At 66.3% G+C, this 17,475-nt stretch carries 15 protein-coding genes and 2 tRNA genes; 16 read left to right on the top strand and 1 reads right to left on the bottom strand.

Features of this window, described 5'->3' with window-relative positions; translation table 11 throughout:
• The first annotated feature begins 9 nt into the window (after positions 1–9).
• Positions 10–960, top strand: coding sequence for a class I SAM-dependent methyltransferase (locus LZ199_RS26590; RefSeq protein WP_253996571.1), 951 nt, complete (start codon positions 10–12; stop codon positions 958–960).
• A 10-nt stretch (positions 961–970) separates the two neighbouring features.
• Here the strand turns inward: LZ199_RS26590 and LZ199_RS26585 are convergent, their stop codons facing one another.
• Entirely contained in the window at positions 971–1,699 is a 729-nt protein-coding gene (locus tag LZ199_RS26585) for an FKBP-type peptidyl-prolyl cis-trans isomerase (protein ID WP_253996570.1), read from the bottom strand.
• Between the two features lie 164 nt (positions 1,700–1,863).
• On the opposite strand from LZ199_RS26585, the gene LZ199_RS26580 reads away from it, so the two are divergent.
• The 15 genes from LZ199_RS26580 (at position 1,864) to LZ199_RS26510 (ending at position 17,455) form a co-directional block, all read left to right on the top strand.
• Complete coding sequence (locus LZ199_RS26580) at positions 1,864–2,214, top strand: PilZ domain-containing protein (RefSeq protein ID WP_163867057.1); 351 nt, start codon at positions 1,864–1,866, stop codon at positions 2,212–2,214.
• Between the two features lie 115 nt (positions 2,215–2,329).
• The gene (locus LZ199_RS26575) at positions 2,330–3,136 is read left to right on the top strand and encodes a hypothetical protein (protein ID WP_253996569.1); all 807 of its coding nucleotides are present in this window, start codon (positions 2,330–2,332) and stop codon (positions 3,134–3,136) included.
• Between the two features lie 113 nt (positions 3,137–3,249).
• A complete protein-coding gene (locus tag LZ199_RS26570; RefSeq protein ID WP_253996568.1) occupies positions 3,250–3,546 on the top strand; it encodes a PEGA domain-containing protein in 297 nt (98 codons plus the stop codon).
• A 267-nt stretch (positions 3,547–3,813) separates the two neighbouring features.
• Positions 3,814–4,992 carry an AI-2E family transporter gene (locus tag LZ199_RS26565; protein ID WP_407667249.1) on the top strand — a complete coding sequence of 393 codons (1,179 nt, stop codon included), beginning with the start codon at positions 3,814–3,816 and terminating at the stop codon, positions 4,990–4,992.
• Complete coding sequence (locus LZ199_RS26560) at positions 4,989–5,783, top strand: hypothetical protein (RefSeq protein ID WP_253996567.1); 795 nt, start codon at positions 4,989–4,991, stop codon at positions 5,781–5,783. The genes LZ199_RS26565 and LZ199_RS26560 overlap by 4 nt, the downstream gene beginning before the upstream one ends.
• Positions 5,780–6,466 carry a uracil-DNA glycosylase gene (locus tag LZ199_RS26555; RefSeq protein ID WP_253996566.1) on the top strand — a complete coding sequence of 229 codons (687 nt, stop codon included), beginning with the start codon at positions 5,780–5,782 and terminating at the stop codon, positions 6,464–6,466. The genes LZ199_RS26560 and LZ199_RS26555 overlap by 4 nt, the downstream gene beginning before the upstream one ends.
• Positions 6,467–6,563: 97 nt before the next feature.
• Positions 6,564–6,635: transfer RNA gene (locus LZ199_RS26550), tRNA-Val, on the top strand.
• Positions 6,636–6,711: 76 nt separating this feature from the next.
• A complete protein-coding gene (gene thrS, locus LZ199_RS26545) occupies positions 6,712–8,640 on the top strand; it encodes a threonine--tRNA ligase (protein WP_253996565.1) in 1,929 nt (642 codons plus the stop codon).
• Positions 8,641–8,915: 275 nt separating this feature from the next.
• Complete coding sequence (gene rpmI / locus LZ199_RS26540; RefSeq protein ID WP_141640619.1) at positions 8,916–9,122, top strand: 50S ribosomal protein L35; 207 nt, start codon at positions 8,916–8,918, stop codon at positions 9,120–9,122.
• 95 nt (positions 9,123–9,217) lie between these two features.
• The gene (gene rplT, locus LZ199_RS26535) at positions 9,218–9,565 is read left to right on the top strand and encodes a 50S ribosomal protein L20 (RefSeq protein ID WP_253996564.1); all 348 of its coding nucleotides are present in this window, start codon (positions 9,218–9,220) and stop codon (positions 9,563–9,565) included.
• Between the two features lie 160 nt (positions 9,566–9,725).
• Positions 9,726–10,775 carry a phenylalanine--tRNA ligase subunit alpha gene (gene pheS, locus LZ199_RS26530; RefSeq protein ID WP_163867063.1) on the top strand — a complete coding sequence of 350 codons (1,050 nt, stop codon included), beginning with the start codon at positions 9,726–9,728 and terminating at the stop codon, positions 10,773–10,775.
• Positions 10,776–10,876: 101 nt separating this feature from the next.
• Positions 10,877–13,291: a phenylalanine--tRNA ligase subunit beta gene (gene pheT, locus LZ199_RS26525; protein ID WP_253996563.1), complete on the top strand. Its 2,415-nt coding sequence runs from the start codon at positions 10,877–10,879 to the stop codon at positions 13,289–13,291.
• Positions 13,292–13,390: 99 nt separating this feature from the next.
• On the top strand, positions 13,391–13,780 hold the full coding sequence (locus LZ199_RS26520; protein WP_141640623.1) for an integration host factor subunit alpha: 390 nt from the start codon (positions 13,391–13,393) through the stop codon (positions 13,778–13,780).
• A 97-nt stretch (positions 13,781–13,877) separates the two neighbouring features.
• Positions 13,878–13,954, top strand: a tRNA-Pro gene (locus tag LZ199_RS26515).
• A gap of 1,572 nt (positions 13,955–15,526) precedes the next feature.
• Positions 15,527–17,455: a hypothetical protein gene (locus LZ199_RS26510; protein ID WP_253996562.1), complete on the top strand. Its 1,929-nt coding sequence runs from the start codon at positions 15,527–15,529 to the stop codon at positions 17,453–17,455.
• Positions 17,456–17,475: the final 20 nt, after the last annotated feature.

The raw sequence follows: 17,475 nt of genomic DNA, 5'->3' as shown, positions 1-17,475 counted from the left end.
CGCGCCGCCATGCCCATCAAGCGTCGACTCAAGGAGCTGCTGGCCCAAGGACTGGTGAACGGAGGCCGGAGGCTCGGGCTGCTCGACGACCCTCGGCTGTTCCAGGTCTTCGAGCGCAGCGGCTACCACGTCACGCCGAACCACTTCTATCAGCCCATCCCCGACACGGGCTCGCTGCCGGAGTCGCTCTGGGGCGCGCGCTCGGAGCTGGTGGGCGTGGACCTGCGCGCTTCGAGTCAGCTCGAACTGCTGGAGCGCATCTCCGCGAAGTATCGCGACGAGTACACGGCCTTCCCGCGCGGCCCCACGGGCGTGCCGCACGAGTTCCACCTGGACAACAGCGCCTTCGGGACGGTGGACGCGGAGCTGCTGTATTGCCTGGTGCGGGAGTTGAAACCGCGCCGGCTCTTCGAGATTGGCTCGGGCTGGTCCACGCGGCTGTCCGCACAGGCGTGCCGGAAGAACGAGTCAGAAGGCTCGCCCTCGTGTGAGCTGGTGGCGTTCGAGCCCTATCCCAGCGACGTGCTGCGTGAGGGCTTCCCCGGGCTGACGCGCCTTGAGCCCATGAAGGCGCAGGACATCCCGTTGTCGGAGGTCTCCAGGCTGGAGGCGGACGACATCCTCTTCATCGACTCCAGCCACGTGTTGAAGGTGGGCAGTGATGTCCAGGTGGAGTTCCTGGAGCTCCTGCCCCGGCTGAAGAAGGGCGTGGTGGTGCACATCCACGACATCTTCCTGCCCGCGGAGTATCCGAGGTCCTGGGTGCTGGAGCACCGCCGCTTCTGGACCGAGCAGTACCTGCTCCAGGCGTTCCTGTCCTTCAACGACAGCTTCGAGGTGCTCTGGGGCAGCAGCTTCATGCACCTGACGCAGCCGGAGCGACTGCGTCAGGCCTTCCCTTCGTACCAGGGCGCTCCCGTGGACTGGCCCGGGAGCTTCTGGATTCGTCGGGTGAAGTGAGCCGCGCTGCCTACGGCTGCTTGGACGTATCGCCGGGGATCTCCACCAGCTCCACGTCGAAGATGAGGACGGCGTTGGGAGGGATTCGCGAGCCCGGAGGAGGGCGCTCGCCGTACGCGGTGGCGCCGGGGCAGGTGAGCTTCGCCTTGCCGCCCACCTTCATCCGCGCGACGCCCTGGGTCCAACAGGCGATGACGCCGTTGAGGGGGAACTCGACGGGGATGCCGCGCTTGGCGGACGTGTCGAACACGGAGCCATCCACCAGCCGTCCTTCGTAGTGGACCTTCACGGTGTCGGTGATGCGGGGGCTCTTGCCGTTGCCCGCTTCCGTCTCACGGTAGATGACGCCCGTGGGCAGCTTCACCGCGCCGGGCTCCTTGGCCGCGCGCTCCAGCGCCGCGTTGCCCGCCTGGGCCTGGCGCGACTTCGCGAACGCCTGAATCTTGGGCGCGTACTCCTTCGGCTCGAAGGTGGACGTGCCGGCCATGCCGTCGGCGACGCCGCGCTGGAGGATCTTCACCTCCTCCGGCGAGAGGGCGAAGAGGGAGAGGTCCTTCCCCACGCTGAGGCCGAGGGCGTAGATGGTCTTCCCGTCCTCGGAGAGGTCGTCGGGAGGAGTCTGGGCCGCGGGAGCCTTCGCGGTGGTGGGCTCGGACTTCTTCGCCGCGCCGCCAGCCTGGGCGTGAGCTCCGGTGGTGCCGAGCACCAGCGCGAGGGTCGCCATCCACATCGTTCGCATGCTTCCACCTTTCATCATGAGGACTGGAATATAGGTCCCGCGAGCCCACGCCCAGCACGGAGTGGTGGGTCGTTTTCTTGCGAGTTCAGCACGTGCCTCTACCCTGCATCCAGGTTGCTTCAACCCCGGAGCAACCTGTTGCACGCAGCGAAGGAGACGGAGCGATGAGCGACAAGCGCAAGGCGAAGCGGGCGCCCCTCGACATCTACCTGAACAAGTACATGGGCGGCGTGCCGTACATGTCGCGGGCCGCTGACATCAGCCCGGAAGGGGTGAGTCTGGCGCGGTTGATTGAACCCCAGCACGAGGCGAAGCGCGTGGGCCTCCAGTTCCAGCTCCCGGGCTCCGAGGAGATCATCTACGCGGAAGGTGAAGTCGTCCGCGAGTGGGTGGAGCTGTCCACCGCCAAAAAGGGCGAGCGCTCCGGCGTGAAGTTCACCCTCCTCACCGAGCGGCACCGGAAGATGATCGACGCCTACGTCGACCGTCACGGCCGCCCGGGCAGCGAGAACTGACGCGACGCGTTGCTCCTGGGAGGTTGTCTTGACTTCCTTGGAGGCGGGCTCCTTGAATGGGCAGCCATTCTGCCCTGGGACTACCCAAGGTATCGGGTGAGACGGGAGGAGCTCCGTGAGGCAATCGCTATGGGGGTTGTTGTTGGCCGTGCCTCTGTCGGCGTTCGGCCAGGGCAAGGCGGCGAAGCCCGCCCCCACCGTCGAGGTAGTCCGTCCGGTGGGCAGTGTGGGTGTGAATTGGGAGGGGCAGGTGCTTCGGGCGACCGGGGCGGGTGCTCCCGACCTGAAGGCGGCGAATCCGGGCCAGGCACGCCTGGGCGCCGAGCGCTCCGCCAGGCAGGAAGCGTCCAAGAACCTCCTCGAGCAGGTGCGCACGCTGCAGTTGAGCGCGGGGCGCAGCGTTGGCGACGAGATGGTGCGAGTCGAGGTGCGCGAGCGCGTGGAGGCGGCGGTCCGCGCCCACAAGGTCGTCGCCAAGCGTTTCTTCTCGGACAGTGGCGTGGAGTTGGACGTGGAGGTTCCGCTGGCGGCGATTACGTCCGCGCTGGTGGTGCCCGCGCCGGGTTCGACCATCGTCTTCAACAGCGAGGGCGCCAAGAAGTACACGGGGCTGGTGGTGGACGCGCGAGGGCTGGGGCTCAAGCCCGTGCTCGCGCCCCGGCTCCTGGACGCAGCGGGCAAGGCGCTCTATGGCGCGGGCGCGCTGGCGAGTGAGATTCGCGAGTCCACCGGCGTCGCCGCGTGGTTCAGCAGCCTGGATGCGGCGAAGAAGGCCGCGCTGGTGGGCGAGAAGCCCATGGTGGTGAAGGCCACCGGACTGAAGGGCTCTGACCTGGTGCTCGGCTCGGATGACGTGAAGACGCTGGGCGAGGTCAACACGCGCTTCCTGTCCGAGGGCCGGGTCGTCATCGTCACGCAGTAGCGAGGAAGGTCGGCACGGTGAGCGGTTCGCGGGTGGGATGGAGGTCGAGGCCTGGCGCGGGCGTGTTCCTGCTGTTGTGGCTGGGGTGTTCGGGGCGGAAGGAGCCGGACTCGATGGCTCGGGCGCGCGAGATGATGGCGGGCGCCCAGAGCACGAGCGGTGACGTGGCCCTGCGCTGCGACCCCGAGGACGCCGAGGTGTACCTGGACGGTGTGCTCCAGGGCCTGTGCAGCGACTACTCGGGCAGTCCCCGAGGGCTCACGTTGGGCTCGGGCCTGCATCAAATCGAAGTGAAGAAGCGGGGGTACTGGCCCTACACGACGTACTACGAGCCCAGTGGTGCTCGGGCGAGGCTGACCATCCAGCTCCGCTCCTCGGAGAGCGTGCCCGGGGGAAACACGACGCCGTGACGTAGGGTCCGGCCTCTCGGCTGCCGCGCGTCCAGCCAGGCTCCCTTGCATCGGCGCGGCCGTCGTGGTTTCCCCGAAAGCCTGGGCGATGATGGTCCGTGGACCGGCGTGGCCCTCGGGTGAGGGCGGGTCGGGGATGGACTCAGGGAAGCGCTTTCGGGATGTGCAATGACGGCTTGATGGAGCCGTAGGCCGCGGACGTATCGCGGAAAAGAGGAGTGGGTCATCGGACGCCGCAACAACAACAAGAAGAGCAGCCCTTCGGCCGTGAGTCGCGCGCCGGCGCAGCCCGTGCTGCACGCCGTGAAGGCGGAGGCCGTCGTGGTGCCCACGGTGGCTCCGGTGCCGGAGGGCGAGCTGACGGAGGTCGAGGCCCGGCGCATCGACCTGTGGTGGTCGGCGGTGATGGTGGGCTCGCTGGGGTTGGTGTTCGCGCTGCTGGCGGTGTTCGGTGGCGTGGCGGTGCCGGTGCTGCTGGCGCTGGCCGGGGCGTACATCTTCAATCCCATCGTGACGACCCTGGAGCGACGGGGGTTGGACCGGACGTGGGGGACGACGCTCGTCTTCGCGGCGGGGACGCTGCTGATGGTGGGCGCGGTGCTCTATCTCGTCCCGGTGTTCCGTGACGAGGCGCTGAAGCTGCCCGACTTCTTCAGTCGCGCGAGCACGCAGGTGGTGCCGCGCCTGGAGGCGTTGCTGGGGCGCTCGGTGCCGGACCTGGTGCGGCAGCGCACCACGGAGCTGGGACAGCAGGCGTCGGACCTGGTGCAGAGCGCGGGTCCCGCCGCGGCGCGGCTGCTGGCGGCCTTCGCGGGCAACACGGCGCGGTTCGTGGTGACGCTGCTGGGGCTCGCGGTGGTGCCGGTGCTGGCCTTCTTCTTCCTGCAGGACTACCCGCGGCTGATGGGGCGGCTGAAGGACCTGCTCCCGCGTCGCGCGGTGGGGCTGGTGGGGCGCCGCTTCGCCGAGGTGGACGAGGTGCTCTCCGCCTTCGTGCGTGGTCAGTTGACGGTGGGGGCCCTGCTGTCGGTCATCTACGCGGCGGGCTTGTCGGTGGGGCGCATCGACATGGCCATCGTCATCGGGGTGATTGCCGGGTTCGGCAACATGGTGCCGTACCTGGGCACGGGCTTGGGCATCCTGCTGTCGCTCGTGGGGTTGATGTTGTCGTGGCAGGGGCCGTGGCAGCTTGGCGTCGTGGCGGGCACGTTCATCTTCGGCCAGATGCTGGAGGGCTTCGTCATCACCCCGCGCATCGTCGGCGAGAAGGTGGGCCTGGCGCCGGTGGCGGTCATCATCGCGATTCTCGCCTTCGGTGAGCTGTTCGGCTTCGTGGGCATCCTCCTGGCGGTGCCGGTGGCGGCCATCCTCAAGGTCGTGCTGAGCGTGGTGGTGCAGCGCTACCAGCGGACCTCGATGTACACGGGAGAGGCTCGCTCGCCGTGATCGGCGTGGCGGTGTTGCTGGCGGCGGTGCTGGCGCAGGCTCCAGGCCCCGCCAGCCTCACGCTGTCCCGGTATCGCCTGAACCTGTTGGTGGACGAGTCGGTGGACGCGGACACCCTGCGCTCCCTCGCTGGCAGCGGGACGGTGCTGTGGCTGAGCACCCGCTCGAACATGCCGCGCGACTCGACGCTGGAGGCGCTCAAGGGCTTCCCCGAGGTCTGGCTTCAGGTCCGTCCGCCGCTCGTCGCGGCCCATGCGCTGCAACTCGGACGGGCTCCCCGCGTGGGGCTCTGGGTGGACGCGACGACACTCGACAGGTCTGGGTGGCACCATCGGCTGGGGCCCAGGCCCGTGGCGGTGGAGATTCGCGGGCCGCTCGACGGAGACCTCGCCCGTCGCGTGTCGGCCGTGAGGCCCTCGCGGGTGGCGTGGTTCCCCAAGCCGGAGGAGGCGACGCTGGCGGGCTGGGGCGAGTTCGTGCAGCTCCCGGGCGCGAAGCTGATGGGGCCTCTTGCGCTGGATGGGCCCGCGCCCGGTGGCGGCCCTTGGAGCTGGAGCTCTCCGACGTCGAGGGGCCTGGTCTGGGCCGACCCGAAGGGGAGGGTGCCCGCGGGTGTCGTCCGGCGGATCCGCGTGAGGGAGCTGCTGGAGGAGGCCGCCCTCGTGTCGCTGTTCGTCCAGGAGCCGGCCACGGAGCTGGAGATCGAAGTAGGCGCGGACGCGGAGTCGCTGGGTTATGCCCGGGCCTGGGTCGAGCGGCTGGAGGCCGCGGTGAGCGGGAGCGCGCGGTGACGAAGCTGGAGAAGCTGCACCAGGAGATCGCCGGATGCCGGAGCTGTCCCCGGCTGGTGGAGTGGCGCGAGGAAGTCGCCCGGGTGAAGCGCCGCGCATACCGCGAGTGGACCTATTGGGGTCGGCCGGTTCCGGGCTTCGGCGATGCGCGGGCCAGGCTGGTCATCGTCGGGTTGGCGCCGGCGGCGCATGGGGCCAACCGGACAGGGCGGATGTTCACCGGAGACAGGTCCGGGGACTTCCTCTTCGCGGGGCTGCACCGGGCGGGGTTCGCGAACCAGGGGACCAGTCAGCACCGGGACGATGGGCTGGCGCTGAAGGACGCGTTCATCGTGGCGGCCGCCCGCTGCGCCCCTCCGGACAACAAGCCGCTGCCCGAGGAGCTGGCTCGCTGCGCGCCGTTCCTGGACCGGGAGATGGCCTTGTTGCCTGCCCGGGTGCTGCTCGCGCTGGGGGCCATCGGGTGGAACGCGGCGCTCGCGTCACTGGAGCGGACCGGAATGAAGTTCGCGTCTCCGCGTCCCGCCTTCGGCCATGGGGCGGAGCTGGCGCTCCCGGACGGGCGGATCCTCCTGGGCTGCTACCACGTGAGCCAGCAGAACACGCAGACGGGGCGACTGACGCCGGCCATGTTCGACGCGGTGATGGCGAGGGTCCGAGCGCTGATCGGAACGGATCCGTAGGGCGACGCAGAGAAAATGGGGAAGATCGGATGCGCGTTCGCGTGTTTGCTTGACAGCTGCGGGAGCCCGCTGTTATTCCCCGCGCCACCTCAGCACCGGGTCGTTAGCTCAGCGGTAGAGCACTACCTTGACACGGTAGGGGTCAGTGGTTCGATCCCACTACGACCCAACACAGTTGATGTGATCTCCAGCGGGCGGCACGGCTTTCAAGAGCCCTGCCGCCCGCGGTTTTTCCGAGGTATCGCATGTCCGACATGATCACGGTCACCCTCCCCGACGGCAGTCAGAAGCAGGCCGCGCGGGGGACCACCATCGCGGACTTCGTTCGGGAGAGCATCGGTGCCGGCCTGGCGAAGGCCGCGCTGTTCGCCCGGGTGAACGGTCAGGACATGGACCTGGCCCGGAAGCTCGACGAGGACGCGAAGCTGCAGATCTTCACGCCCAAGAGCCCGGAGTCGCTGGAGCTCATCCGGCACGACGCGGCCCACGTGGTGGCCAGCGCCGTCCAGAAGCTCTTCCCCGGCACGCAGGTGACCATCGGTCCCGCGACGGAGGAGGGCTTCTACTACGACTTCTTCCGCGAGAAGCCGTTCACGCCCGACGACCTGGAGAAGATCGAGGCCGAGGCGAACGCGGAGCTGAAGCGGGACATGGCGTTCGTCCGGACCGAGATCTCCATGGACGACGCCATCCGCCTCTTCGAGGAGAAGGGCGAGAAGTTCAAGGTGGAGATCGTCAAGGACATCGCCGAGCGCGGCGCCAAGACGCTCACCCTCTACACCCACGGCGACTGGGTGGACTTCTGCCTGGGGCCCCACGCCCCGAGCACCGGGAAGATCGGCGTTATCAAGATCCTCTCCTCCAGCGGAGCCTACTGGCGCGGAGACCATCGCAACCCGATGCTCCAGCGCGTCTACGGCACGGCCTTCTTCGACAAGAAGCAGCTGCAGGAGTACCTGACGCGCATCGAGGAGTCGAAGAAGCGCGACCACCGCAAGCTGGGCAAGGAGCTGGACCTCTTCCACTTCCACCCGTACGCGCCCGGCGCCGCCTTCTGGACCCCGAAGGGCACGACGTTCTACCAGACGCTCTCCGACTGGATGCGCCGGCTCACGGCGAATGACGGCTACGTGGAGATCAAGACGCCCTTGATGTTCAACAAGGGCCTCTGGGAGACGAGCGGCCACTGGGGCAAGTACAAGGAGAACATGTTCCTCGTGCTCGACAACGAGACGGGGGAGCATGACTTCTCGCTCAAGCCGATGAACTGCCCGTCGCACCACCTGTTCTACGGCTTCAAGAAGCACAGCTACCGCGACCTCCCGCTGCGCCTGCACACCCAGGACGTGCTGCACCGCAACGAGGCGGCGGGCTCGCTTGGCGGCCTCACCCGCGTGCGCCAGTTCGCCCAGGACGACGCGCACATCTACTGCACGGAGGCGCAGATCACCGACGAGGTGAAGCGCTTCGTGAAGCTGCTGGACCACGTCTACAAGGCGGTGGGCCTGACGTACGCGGTGAAGCTGTCCACGCGTCCGGAGCAGCGGCTGGGGGATGACTCCCTGTGGGATCGCGCCGAGGCGGGCCTCAAGACGGCGCTCGAGTCGCTGGGGCTGGAGTACGAACTGGCCCCGGGCGACGGCGCCTTCTACGGTCCGAAGATCGACTTCGCGGTGTCCGACAGCATCGGTCGCCGGTGGCAGTTGGGCACCATGCAGTTGGACTACCTGGCCCCGGAGCGCTTCGACCTGACGTACGTGGGCGAGGACAACGCTCAGCACCGGCCCGTGGTCCTCCACCGCGCCATCTTCGGCTCCTTCGAGCGCTTCACGGCCATCCTCATCGAGCACTTCGCGGGGGCCTTCCCGGCGTGGCTGTCGCCCATCCAGGCGGTCATCGTGGTGGTGGCGGACCGTCAGGCGGACTACGCCCTCAAGGTGCGCGACACGCTGCGGGCCAAGGGCTTCCGGGTGGACTTCGACGACCGCGGCCTGTCCCTCAACGCGAAGATCCGCGAGGCGCAGCTGCAGAAGATCCCCTTCACGCTGGTGGTGGGGGACAACGAGGTCGCCGCCGAGGGCGTGGCGCCGCGCCGGTACGGGGGCGAGGACCTCAAGAGCATGAAGCTGACCGACTTCGAGGCGCTGTTGGCCAAGGAGGCGGCCCTGCCGTAGCGGGTTGAACCTGGGGTGGTCCGGGCCTTGCGGACAGGTCTTGACTCCCAGTCATGCCCAAGTATCTTGGGGCACTTTTTGTAGGAATCGTCGCACCCGTCCCGGGAGGGCAGGGGGCGCGGGGACGGTGGGTCGACGGCTGGGCATGCGGTCGGCGGTAGCCATTCCCGTTGAAAAGAAATAGTGGTAGAGGCTGCCGGCTCCCGCCGTGGCCTTGAGTGAAAACTCCAGAGGCCGTGACGCTGACGGCACGCTGTAAGGAAGGAATCAGGACGATGCCGAAGTTGAAGACCCGCAGTGGCGCGAAGAAGCGCTTCCAGGTGAAGAAGAGCGGCAAGGTCAAGCACGGCAAGGCCTACGGCAAGCACCTCTTCACTCACGCCAAGACGCCGAAGCAGAAGCGCGGCAACCGCGGCACCAGCCATCTTCGCGACATGGATGCGAAGAAGGTCATCAAGGAAATGTTCCCCTACGGGGCCTGAGCCTCGGCTCGGCAACCTCGTGGCCCTTGGCGGAGCGGCGTGAAGCCGGCACCGCGCGGGGGCTGACAACCTACGCAGTCCGGAGTGAGTGAAACATGCGCGTCAAGAAGGGTGTAAAGGCTCGTCGCCGTCGCAACAAGATCCTGAAGCTGGCCAAGGGTTTCCGTGGCCGCCGGAAGAACTGCTTCCGTCGGGCGAACCAGGCGGTTGAGCGCGCCCTGGACTACGCCAGCCGCGACCGCATGCAGCGCAAGCGGAACTTCCGCAGCCTGTGGATCGTCCGCATCAACGCGGCGGCTCGCACGGTCGGCCTGTCGTACTCGAAGCTGATCGCCGGCCTGGCGAAGGCGAAGATCAGCCTGGACCGCAAGGTGCTGTCGGACATGGCCATCACGGACCCCTCGGGTTTCGCGGCCATCGCCAACATCGCGAAGGCGGCCTGATTCACGCCGGCCCTCCCTGAGGGCCAGCGACAGAGCGGGTGAGGTGGCCTTCACGGGCCGCCCGCCTGCGTGAGTAAACGGGCTGCCTCTCCAGGGCGGCCCTTTTTTTTGCCCCGAAGGGCGGTGTGCCCTGGGGCCGTGCAACGGAGGCGACAAGGCCATGCGGGACAGGTTGCAGGCGTTGGCGGAGGCCGCTCGGCGGGAGATCGCGGGGGCGTCCGAGTTGCCCGCGGTGGAAGCGCTTCGGGTCCGTTACCTGGGCAAGAAGGGCGAGCTGTCCGGAGTCCTCGGTGGCATGGGCAAGCTGCCCCCCGAGGAGCGACGGGCGCTGGGTGAGGTGGCCAACACCGTCAAGGCGGAGCTGGAGAAGCTGCTCGCCGAGGCCACGCAGCGCGCCGAGGACGCCGCGATGGAGGCCCAGCTCCAGGGGCCCGGGCTGGACGTGACGTTGCCTGGACGCGCGGTGGCGCCCGGCAGCCGGCACCCGGTGTCGAGGACGATGGAGGACATCGTCCGGACGTTCTCCCGGCTCGGCTTCGACGTGGCCGCGGGCCCGGAAATCGAGCTGGACTACTTCAACTTCGAGGCGCTGAACCTCCCGAAGGACCACCCCGCGCGGGACATGCAGGACACGTTCTACGTGGACGAGCCGTCCCTGGGGCACGCGAAGAAGGCGGACAGCTCCGTGCTGCTGCGCACGCACACGTCGCCGGTGCAGGTGCGGTACATGCTGCAGCGCAAGCCGCCCATCCGCGCGGTGATGCCGGGGCGGGTGTACCGCCGCGACTCGGACATCACCCACACGCCGATGTTCCACCAGGTGGAGGGCCTGCTGGTGGACAAGGACGTGACCTTCGCCGAGCTGAAGGGCTCGCTGGACGCGTTCGTGAAGGCGTTCTTCGGCTCGGACACGCGCACGCGCTTCCGCCCGTCGTTCTTCCCGTTCACCGAGCCGTCGGCCGAGGTGGACATCTCCTGCACCTCGTGTGGCGGCAAGGGCTGCCGCGTGTGCAAGCAGACGGGCTGGCTGGAGGTGCTGGGCAGCGGGATGGTGCACCCCAACGTGTTCACCTCCGCGGGGTATGACCCGGGCGAGGTGACGGGCTACGCGTTCGGCATGGGCGTGGAGCGCATCGCGATGCTGCGCTACCGCATCGACGACCTGCGGATGATGTTCGAGAACGACGCTCGGTTCCTGGAGCAGTTCTGAGTCCAGTCTGAGTCCTTCGAGCGCGGCTGCTCGAGCCTCCCGCCTGGCGGGGTGGCGCGGCCGCGCTCCTGTCTTCGTCCCGAGAGCAAGAGGGTGGACCTGTGAAGATTTCGGTGAAGTGGCTTGGCGACTACGTGGCGCTGCCGCCGTCGGTGGACGAGCTGGCGCGCAAGTTGACCGCCGCGGGCCTGGAGATCGAAGGCCTGGAGCGTCCGGGCGAGGGGCTCCGAGGCGTGGTGGTGGCGCAGATCAAGGAGTCCGTGCAGCACCCCAACGCGGACAAGCTCTCCGTCACGAAGATTGACGCCGGGGGCGACGCGCTGGTGCAGGTGGTGTGCGGCGCGAAGAACTACAAGGTCGGCGACAAGGTGCCGCTGGCCACGGTGGGCACGAAGCTGCCCAACGGGATGGAGATCAAACAGGCCGCGCTGCGAGGCGTGGACAGCTCCGGCATGCTCTGCTCCTCGAAGGAGCTGGGGCTGAGCGAGGAGTCCAGCGGTCTGCTCATCCTGTCGCCCGACCTGAAGCCGGGCACGCCCATCGCCGAGGCGCTGGGGCTGGATGACGTGGTCCTGGAGGTCAACGTCACGCCGAACCGTCCGGACGCGCTCAGTCACCTGGGCGTGGCGCGCGAGGTGAGCGTGGTGACGGGGGCGGCGCTGAAGGTGCCCCAGCCGAAGCTGACGGAGTCGGGGACGCCGGCGTCCCAGAGCGCCAAGGTCCGCGTGGAGGACTCGGTGCGCTGCCCGCGTTATGCGGCTCGCGTGGTGGAGAACGTCACCATCAAGCCGTCACCGCAGTGGATGCAGGACCGGCTGAAGGCGTGTGGTGTCCGGGCCATCAACAACGTGGTGGACATCACCAACTACGTGAACCTGGAGTTCGGGCAGCCGCTGCACGCGTTCGACCTGGACAAGCTCGGCGGGCAGGAGATCGTCGTCCGCGCGGCGAAGAAGGGCGAGAAGCTCACCACCCTGGACGGCAAGGAGCGGACGCTGGACCAGGAGGAGCTGGTCATCTGTGACCGGGACCGGCCGCAGGCGCTCGCGGGCGTCATGGGTGGCGGGGACAGCGAGGTGACGGAGAAGACGACGCGCCTGTTGCTGGAGTCGGCGAACTTCCTGGGCTCGGGCGTGCGTCGGGCGGCGAAGCGTCATGCGCTGCACACGGAGGCCTCTCACCGCTTCGAGCGTGGGGCGGACCTGGACGCGGTGGTCCCCGCCATCGAGCGCGCGGCGCAGCTGCTCATCGAGCTGGCGGGCGGCACGGTGGCGCCGGGGCTCATCGACCTCTATCCGGCCGAGAAGCCGCCGCGTCAGGTGACGCTGCGCTTCGCGCGGGTGGAGAAGGTGCTGGGCGTGGCGGTGCCCGAGGCGGAGGTGCGGCGCATCCTGGAGGCGCTGGGCTTCCAGAAGCTGGCGGAGAGCGCGGGGCAGGCGACGTACTCGGTGCCCAGGGCGCGGGTGGACGTGGAGCGCGAGGAGGACCTGCTGGAGGAGGTCGCTCGCGTCTTCGGCTACGACAACATCCCGGCGAAGCTGCCGCGCGGACTGGCGTCACTGGCGCCGGAGCCGGCGCATTCCGAAGCGGAGCGGCGGCTGCGGCAGGCGATGTCGGGGGCGGGGCTGGACGAGGTGGTGAACTACTCGTTCGTCGCGCCGAAGAGCCTGGAGGTGCTGGGCCTGAAGGAGCAGCCGGTGGCGCTGCTCAACCCGCTGAGTGTCGAGCAGTCGGTGATGCGCACCAGCCTGATTCCCGGGTTGCTGGAGAACCTGTCGCGCAGTGTCCGGCACCAGGTGGAGTCGGTGTGCCTCTACGAGACGGGCCGGGCCTACTTCCGCGACGCGGAGGGAGGGCAGGGGACTCGTCCGGCGGCGCGCGAGGTGAACCGCGTGGCGGGCCTGGTGTGGGGCCTGCGGGGTGGGGGCCGGAGCTGGACGCAGAAGGATGCCCGGGCGGACTTCTACGATGCGAAGGGCGCGGTGGAGGCGGTGCTGGGGGCGCTGCGGGTGGAGGGAGTCACCTGGTCGCCCGGTGGGCCGTCGGCGTACCACCCGCGTGCCAGCGCGGAGGTGAAGTTGGCGGACGGCACGGTGCTTGGCCATGTGGGTGAGCTGCACCCGCGCGTGGTGAAGGCGCTGGGGCTGCCCGAGGGCGTGTTCGTGTTCGAACTGGACACGGAGCCGCTGTACTCGGCGGCTCGGCTGGTGCCCGAGTACCACTCGCTGCCGAAGTTCCCCGCGGTGCTTCGAGACCTCGCGGTGGTGGTGCCGGTGGAGCTGGCGAACGACTCGGTGCGGAAGGTGATCCTGGAGGTGGGGCGTCCGCTGGTGGAGGACGCGCTGGTGTTCGACGTGTACACGGGCAAGCCGATTCCCGAGGGGAAGAAGAACCTGGCGTACGCGCTGCGGTACCGCTCGGCGGAGCGGACGTTGACCGACGTGGAGGTCACGGAGGCGCACCAGCGCATCATCAGCGAGGTGAACCAGCGCCTGGGTGCTTCGCTGCGTGCCTGAATTCCTGAATGAAGTCAGAGGGTTGACTTGGCTTCGGGAAGGCTGCCACAGTATTTGGGCGTTCACCGTGCTGAGGGTGGGGGCATCCCGAGGATTCGCATGACGAAGGCGGACATCATCGAGGGCGTCTACGAGAAGGTCGGCTTCTCGAAGAAGGAGTCGGCCGAAATCGTGGAGCTCGTGTTCGACACGCTCAAGGAGACGCTGGAGCGTGGGGACAAGATCAAGGTCTCCGGGTTCGGCAACTTCCAGGTGCGCCAGAAGAAGGCGCGAGTGGGTCGCAACCCGCAGACGGGCAAGGAGATTGAAATCTCGGCCCGTCGGGTGCTGACCTTCCGGCCGAGCCAGGTGTTGAAGAGCGCCCTCAACGGGGAGGCCCCGCCGGAAGATCACGCGGAGATCGACGCCCGTGAGGAGGCCGCGGCGGACGCGGCCGAGGCCCGGGGCGAGGACTTCGACGAAGAGGGAATGGAAGATTCAGAAGGGTGAGTTTTCCCACCGCGGCCTGCTGCTCCTGCTTGACCTGGGCGTTGTGTAGGGGCATAAGGGCGCACCGTTTCACGACGGCGGCAGCAACCGCGGTTTTCGGGGCGTAGCGCAGCCTGGTAGCGCACTTGCTTGGGGTGCAAGTGGTCGCAGGTTCAAATCCTGTCGCCCCGACCATCGAAGGCCCTGGAGTCCTTGGCGAAAGCTGAGGAGTCCAGGGCCTTCACCTTTTGGGGTACCGGACTGGGGGCAATCTGGGAGATCTCGGAGCCTGTGGCTTGCGGGACTTAGCGCCGCGACCCGAACACGAATTATCCGAGACCTTCGCGGATCCCCACTTTAAGTTGACCCGAGACCACCAAGTGCTGCCTGGGTCGAGTGGTGGTTGCAAAGGTTACACTGCAGGTTGCTAGTAGGATGCCCACCTGAGTAGTCAGAGGGGCGTAATGCGCCGCAGATCGTGGAAGCACATCAGGCGGGGCAATGGCCGGGACTAGCGTTTCAACCTACATGAGGCAGGGTTGGGCGAGGTGCGACGCATAGTTCACGTGTAGCCCTCTCAGCCTTGCGTGACAGGCATCGTTTTAGGCCTTCACCACCAGCCCTACCATCCTCTGTCTTCGGCGCAGTATTTTGGACAAGTTTTCCTCCCGAGGTTTCATGAGACGTCTCTCTGAGGATACGCCCTCCCTCGTGACGAAGATGTGGAGAATCAGTGGCGTCAGGACAGGATGTCAGAGTCCGGTCGGTTCACAGCCATGCGGAAGAAGGAGGCTGTGCTCCGATTGCTCAAGGACGAAGAACTCGACGCATCCTCGCGGGAGATCGGCGTCACCGCAGCGGTGCTGAGCGAGTGATGAGAGACGTTCCTGGCTGGGGTCGAGGCGACCCTCAAGAGCTATAAGCCGGCGTCTGCGGGCGACGAGGTGCTTCGGTTCAACACCATGATAGGCGAGCTGATGATAAACGATGAGCTACTGACCGAGAAGGCGCGGTTGCTGGAGAGTAATGCTCCCGGGTTTCCTAGGCATCGCCCTATTTGTGATGCTCACCGGGGAGCGCTGATTCCTGGTGACCATCAAAAGCCTTCCTAAGGCTCTCTGGAGGCGCCTGCGTAGCACCAACGGCTGGAGTGCCTCCCTGGCGAGGTGACGCGCCGCATCCGCTCCGTGGGAGTATTCCCTGGCCGTGCCATCGCGCTGCGCCTCATCTCGGCTGTTGCCCTGAAAACTACCGGAGTCTGAAACGACCACCACTAACTCAATAGGTCCCTGCGCAATCAACCCCAGACACTGCCGCTGGTTGATGCCGCCAAAGAGCCTTCCTCCCTCGAACCCCCTCCGGCACACTATACAAGATTCGGGACTTGAACGTGCTTCCTGGGTCGAGTCCAATCCGTTGAGCGCTACCCGGTTCACCCGACCCCCATGCAGTGGGTGTAATGTTTCCATTCCCAGGGTGTATTCGCACGGCTGGCAGAGTGCTGCGTCTGCCTGCTACCGCAGGGGGACCCATACGAAGTACGAGCGCAGAGCCACGAAATCCGGGCAAACTCCCCGACCGCAACGTGGTAGGTCCCGAGTCCCTCAACCTGCCCTTGTCCTAGCCCATGCGGCAGCCTGCAGCTCCCGCTCACGATGTGCGGATCATTCCAGCGGTGCAGGCATCGGAGAGATGGGCTAGCATCGCACAACCGGCCTCTTTAAGGGTTCGAACCAGGAAAGCTGGTTTTCATGGGTTTTCAAAGCAATGAACAAGAACGCTAGAAGTCTTGTCAGCCGTTTGGCCCAGACACGAAACCTGTCCGAGGCGCACGACTTCGTAGCGGACTTGGCGAGAGACCATGGTTTCCAATGGCGGCCAGTGGGCGACCGCGAGGGTAACTATGGCCTGATCGCGATGGGTTCTGACCCCGGTCATGCCTTCGTAGAGCGAGTGACAAATGCCGTCGACGCTATTATCGAGCGCGAGGCACTCCGACGGCAGCCCAAAGCGAAATCCAAGGCCATGCCTGCCTCGCCACGTGAAGCAGTCGAGGCTTGGTTTGGAGTGAAGGGCGGTCGGGTGGTCAATCTCCCCAAGGAGCCGCGCAAGGATCATCCCAAGGGTACGGTGACTAGGCAATCGCTAGCCCACAATGTAGAGATCATCCTTTTTGACTCTGACCAGAAGAAGCGTCCGACGGTCGAAATCCGCGACCACGGAATTGGGCTTACCCCTCGGCTCATTCCGCTGACGATTCTGAGCCTGAACGAAACTAATAAGGTCTCGAAGCCCTACTTGGCCGGGGCTTATGGGCAAGGCGGCTCCACTGCCCTCGCGTTCTCTCCCCAAGGCACCACGATCGTAAGTCGCAGGGATCCAAAACTCCTGGACGAAGGTGATAAGGACGAGGTCGCGGTCACCTTCGTTCGCTACAACGAACTCAGCCCCGAAAAAAACAAGAATGGACGGTTCGAATACCTTGTCGGTCCAAATAACCGAGTTGTCGGTCTTCCTCCGGACGAGGGCTTCGACTTTGCACCCGGCACGTCTGTTGTTCACCATAGCCTAAATATTGATCAGTACAGTGCGTTGATGACCGCGCCGACGGGCAGCATGTGGTGGCTGCTTCAAAGCACGCTCTTCGACCCAGTTCTCCCTGTGTGGGCTGAGGATCGCCGCCTTTCCCTGCTTCAGAAGCAGGAAAAACAGCGCGATGGGCGAACCATCGCGGGAAACTACACCCGCCTGATGGACGACAAGAACGACAAGGTCGAATGGACCAACAGCGTTACTGTTGCAATTGAGCACCAAGAAAAAGAAACATCAGTCCGAGTGAACTACTGGGTAATCAAACCCAATCCAGACAAGCCCTCGGAGGTGCCCATTGCGGCATATGTAGACCAATGGCGACCTATTATCTTTACTTTCAACGGGCAGACCCATGGCACCGAAGAGCGGCGATTTACCACTGATCGGCTTGGGTTGCCGTATCTTGCCAAATTTCTTATCGTCCAGGTCGAGCTTGATCACCTGACGTCGCAGGCTCGACGCGAGTTGCTGTCCTCGACGCGCGATCGACTGAAACAGTCAGCCTTTTATGACGAGATGCGCGAGCGCATCCTAGCCGCACTTGCTATGGATGAAACGCTAACGCGCCTTGACGAGGAGCGAAAGGAACGCCTCCTGTCGAAACACTCGGATGCCGAACGCGAGAAGATGCGGCAGCGCTTCGCAAAGCTGATGGACCGATTCAAAGTGGGCGCGGATACTTCTGCTAAGGTCAAGGGCGGTACCGAGCCAGGGCGCCGACCCACCAAGCCGGGCAGCCGCGATCCACTGACTCCACTGCCAACACAGGAACACCCCTCTTTTATCCGGATAGCGAACACCCAGAGGCCCGTCCCAGTCCGCCTTGACCGGCATGCACTCATCCGCCTGGAGAGTGACGCTCCGGACGGGTACATCACCAGTCACATCCATGCCAAACTCTCAGTAGGAGGCGACCCAGAGGGTTTAGTGACGCGCGCGAGCGCCTCTGATTTTTCTGGTGGACGGGCACGCATAGCCATTAAGCCGACGGCTAAGGCCAATGCCGATCAGTTAAGGGCGAGAAGGATCATACTGCCGCGACCGCATTCAAGGAGGCGGTCGCGTGGGAAGAGGTCCATTCGGGTATTTGCCCTCTGCGGATGAGGGGGCGTTCGACCGGCTGT

The organism is Myxococcus qinghaiensis (genome assembly GCF_024198215.1).
GTDB classification, from domain to species: domain Bacteria; phylum Myxococcota; class Myxococcia; order Myxococcales; family Myxococcaceae; genus Myxococcus; species Myxococcus qinghaiensis.
Note: the sequence above shows the minus strand (reverse complement) of the source record. Positions and strands in the feature narration are given on the sequence as shown.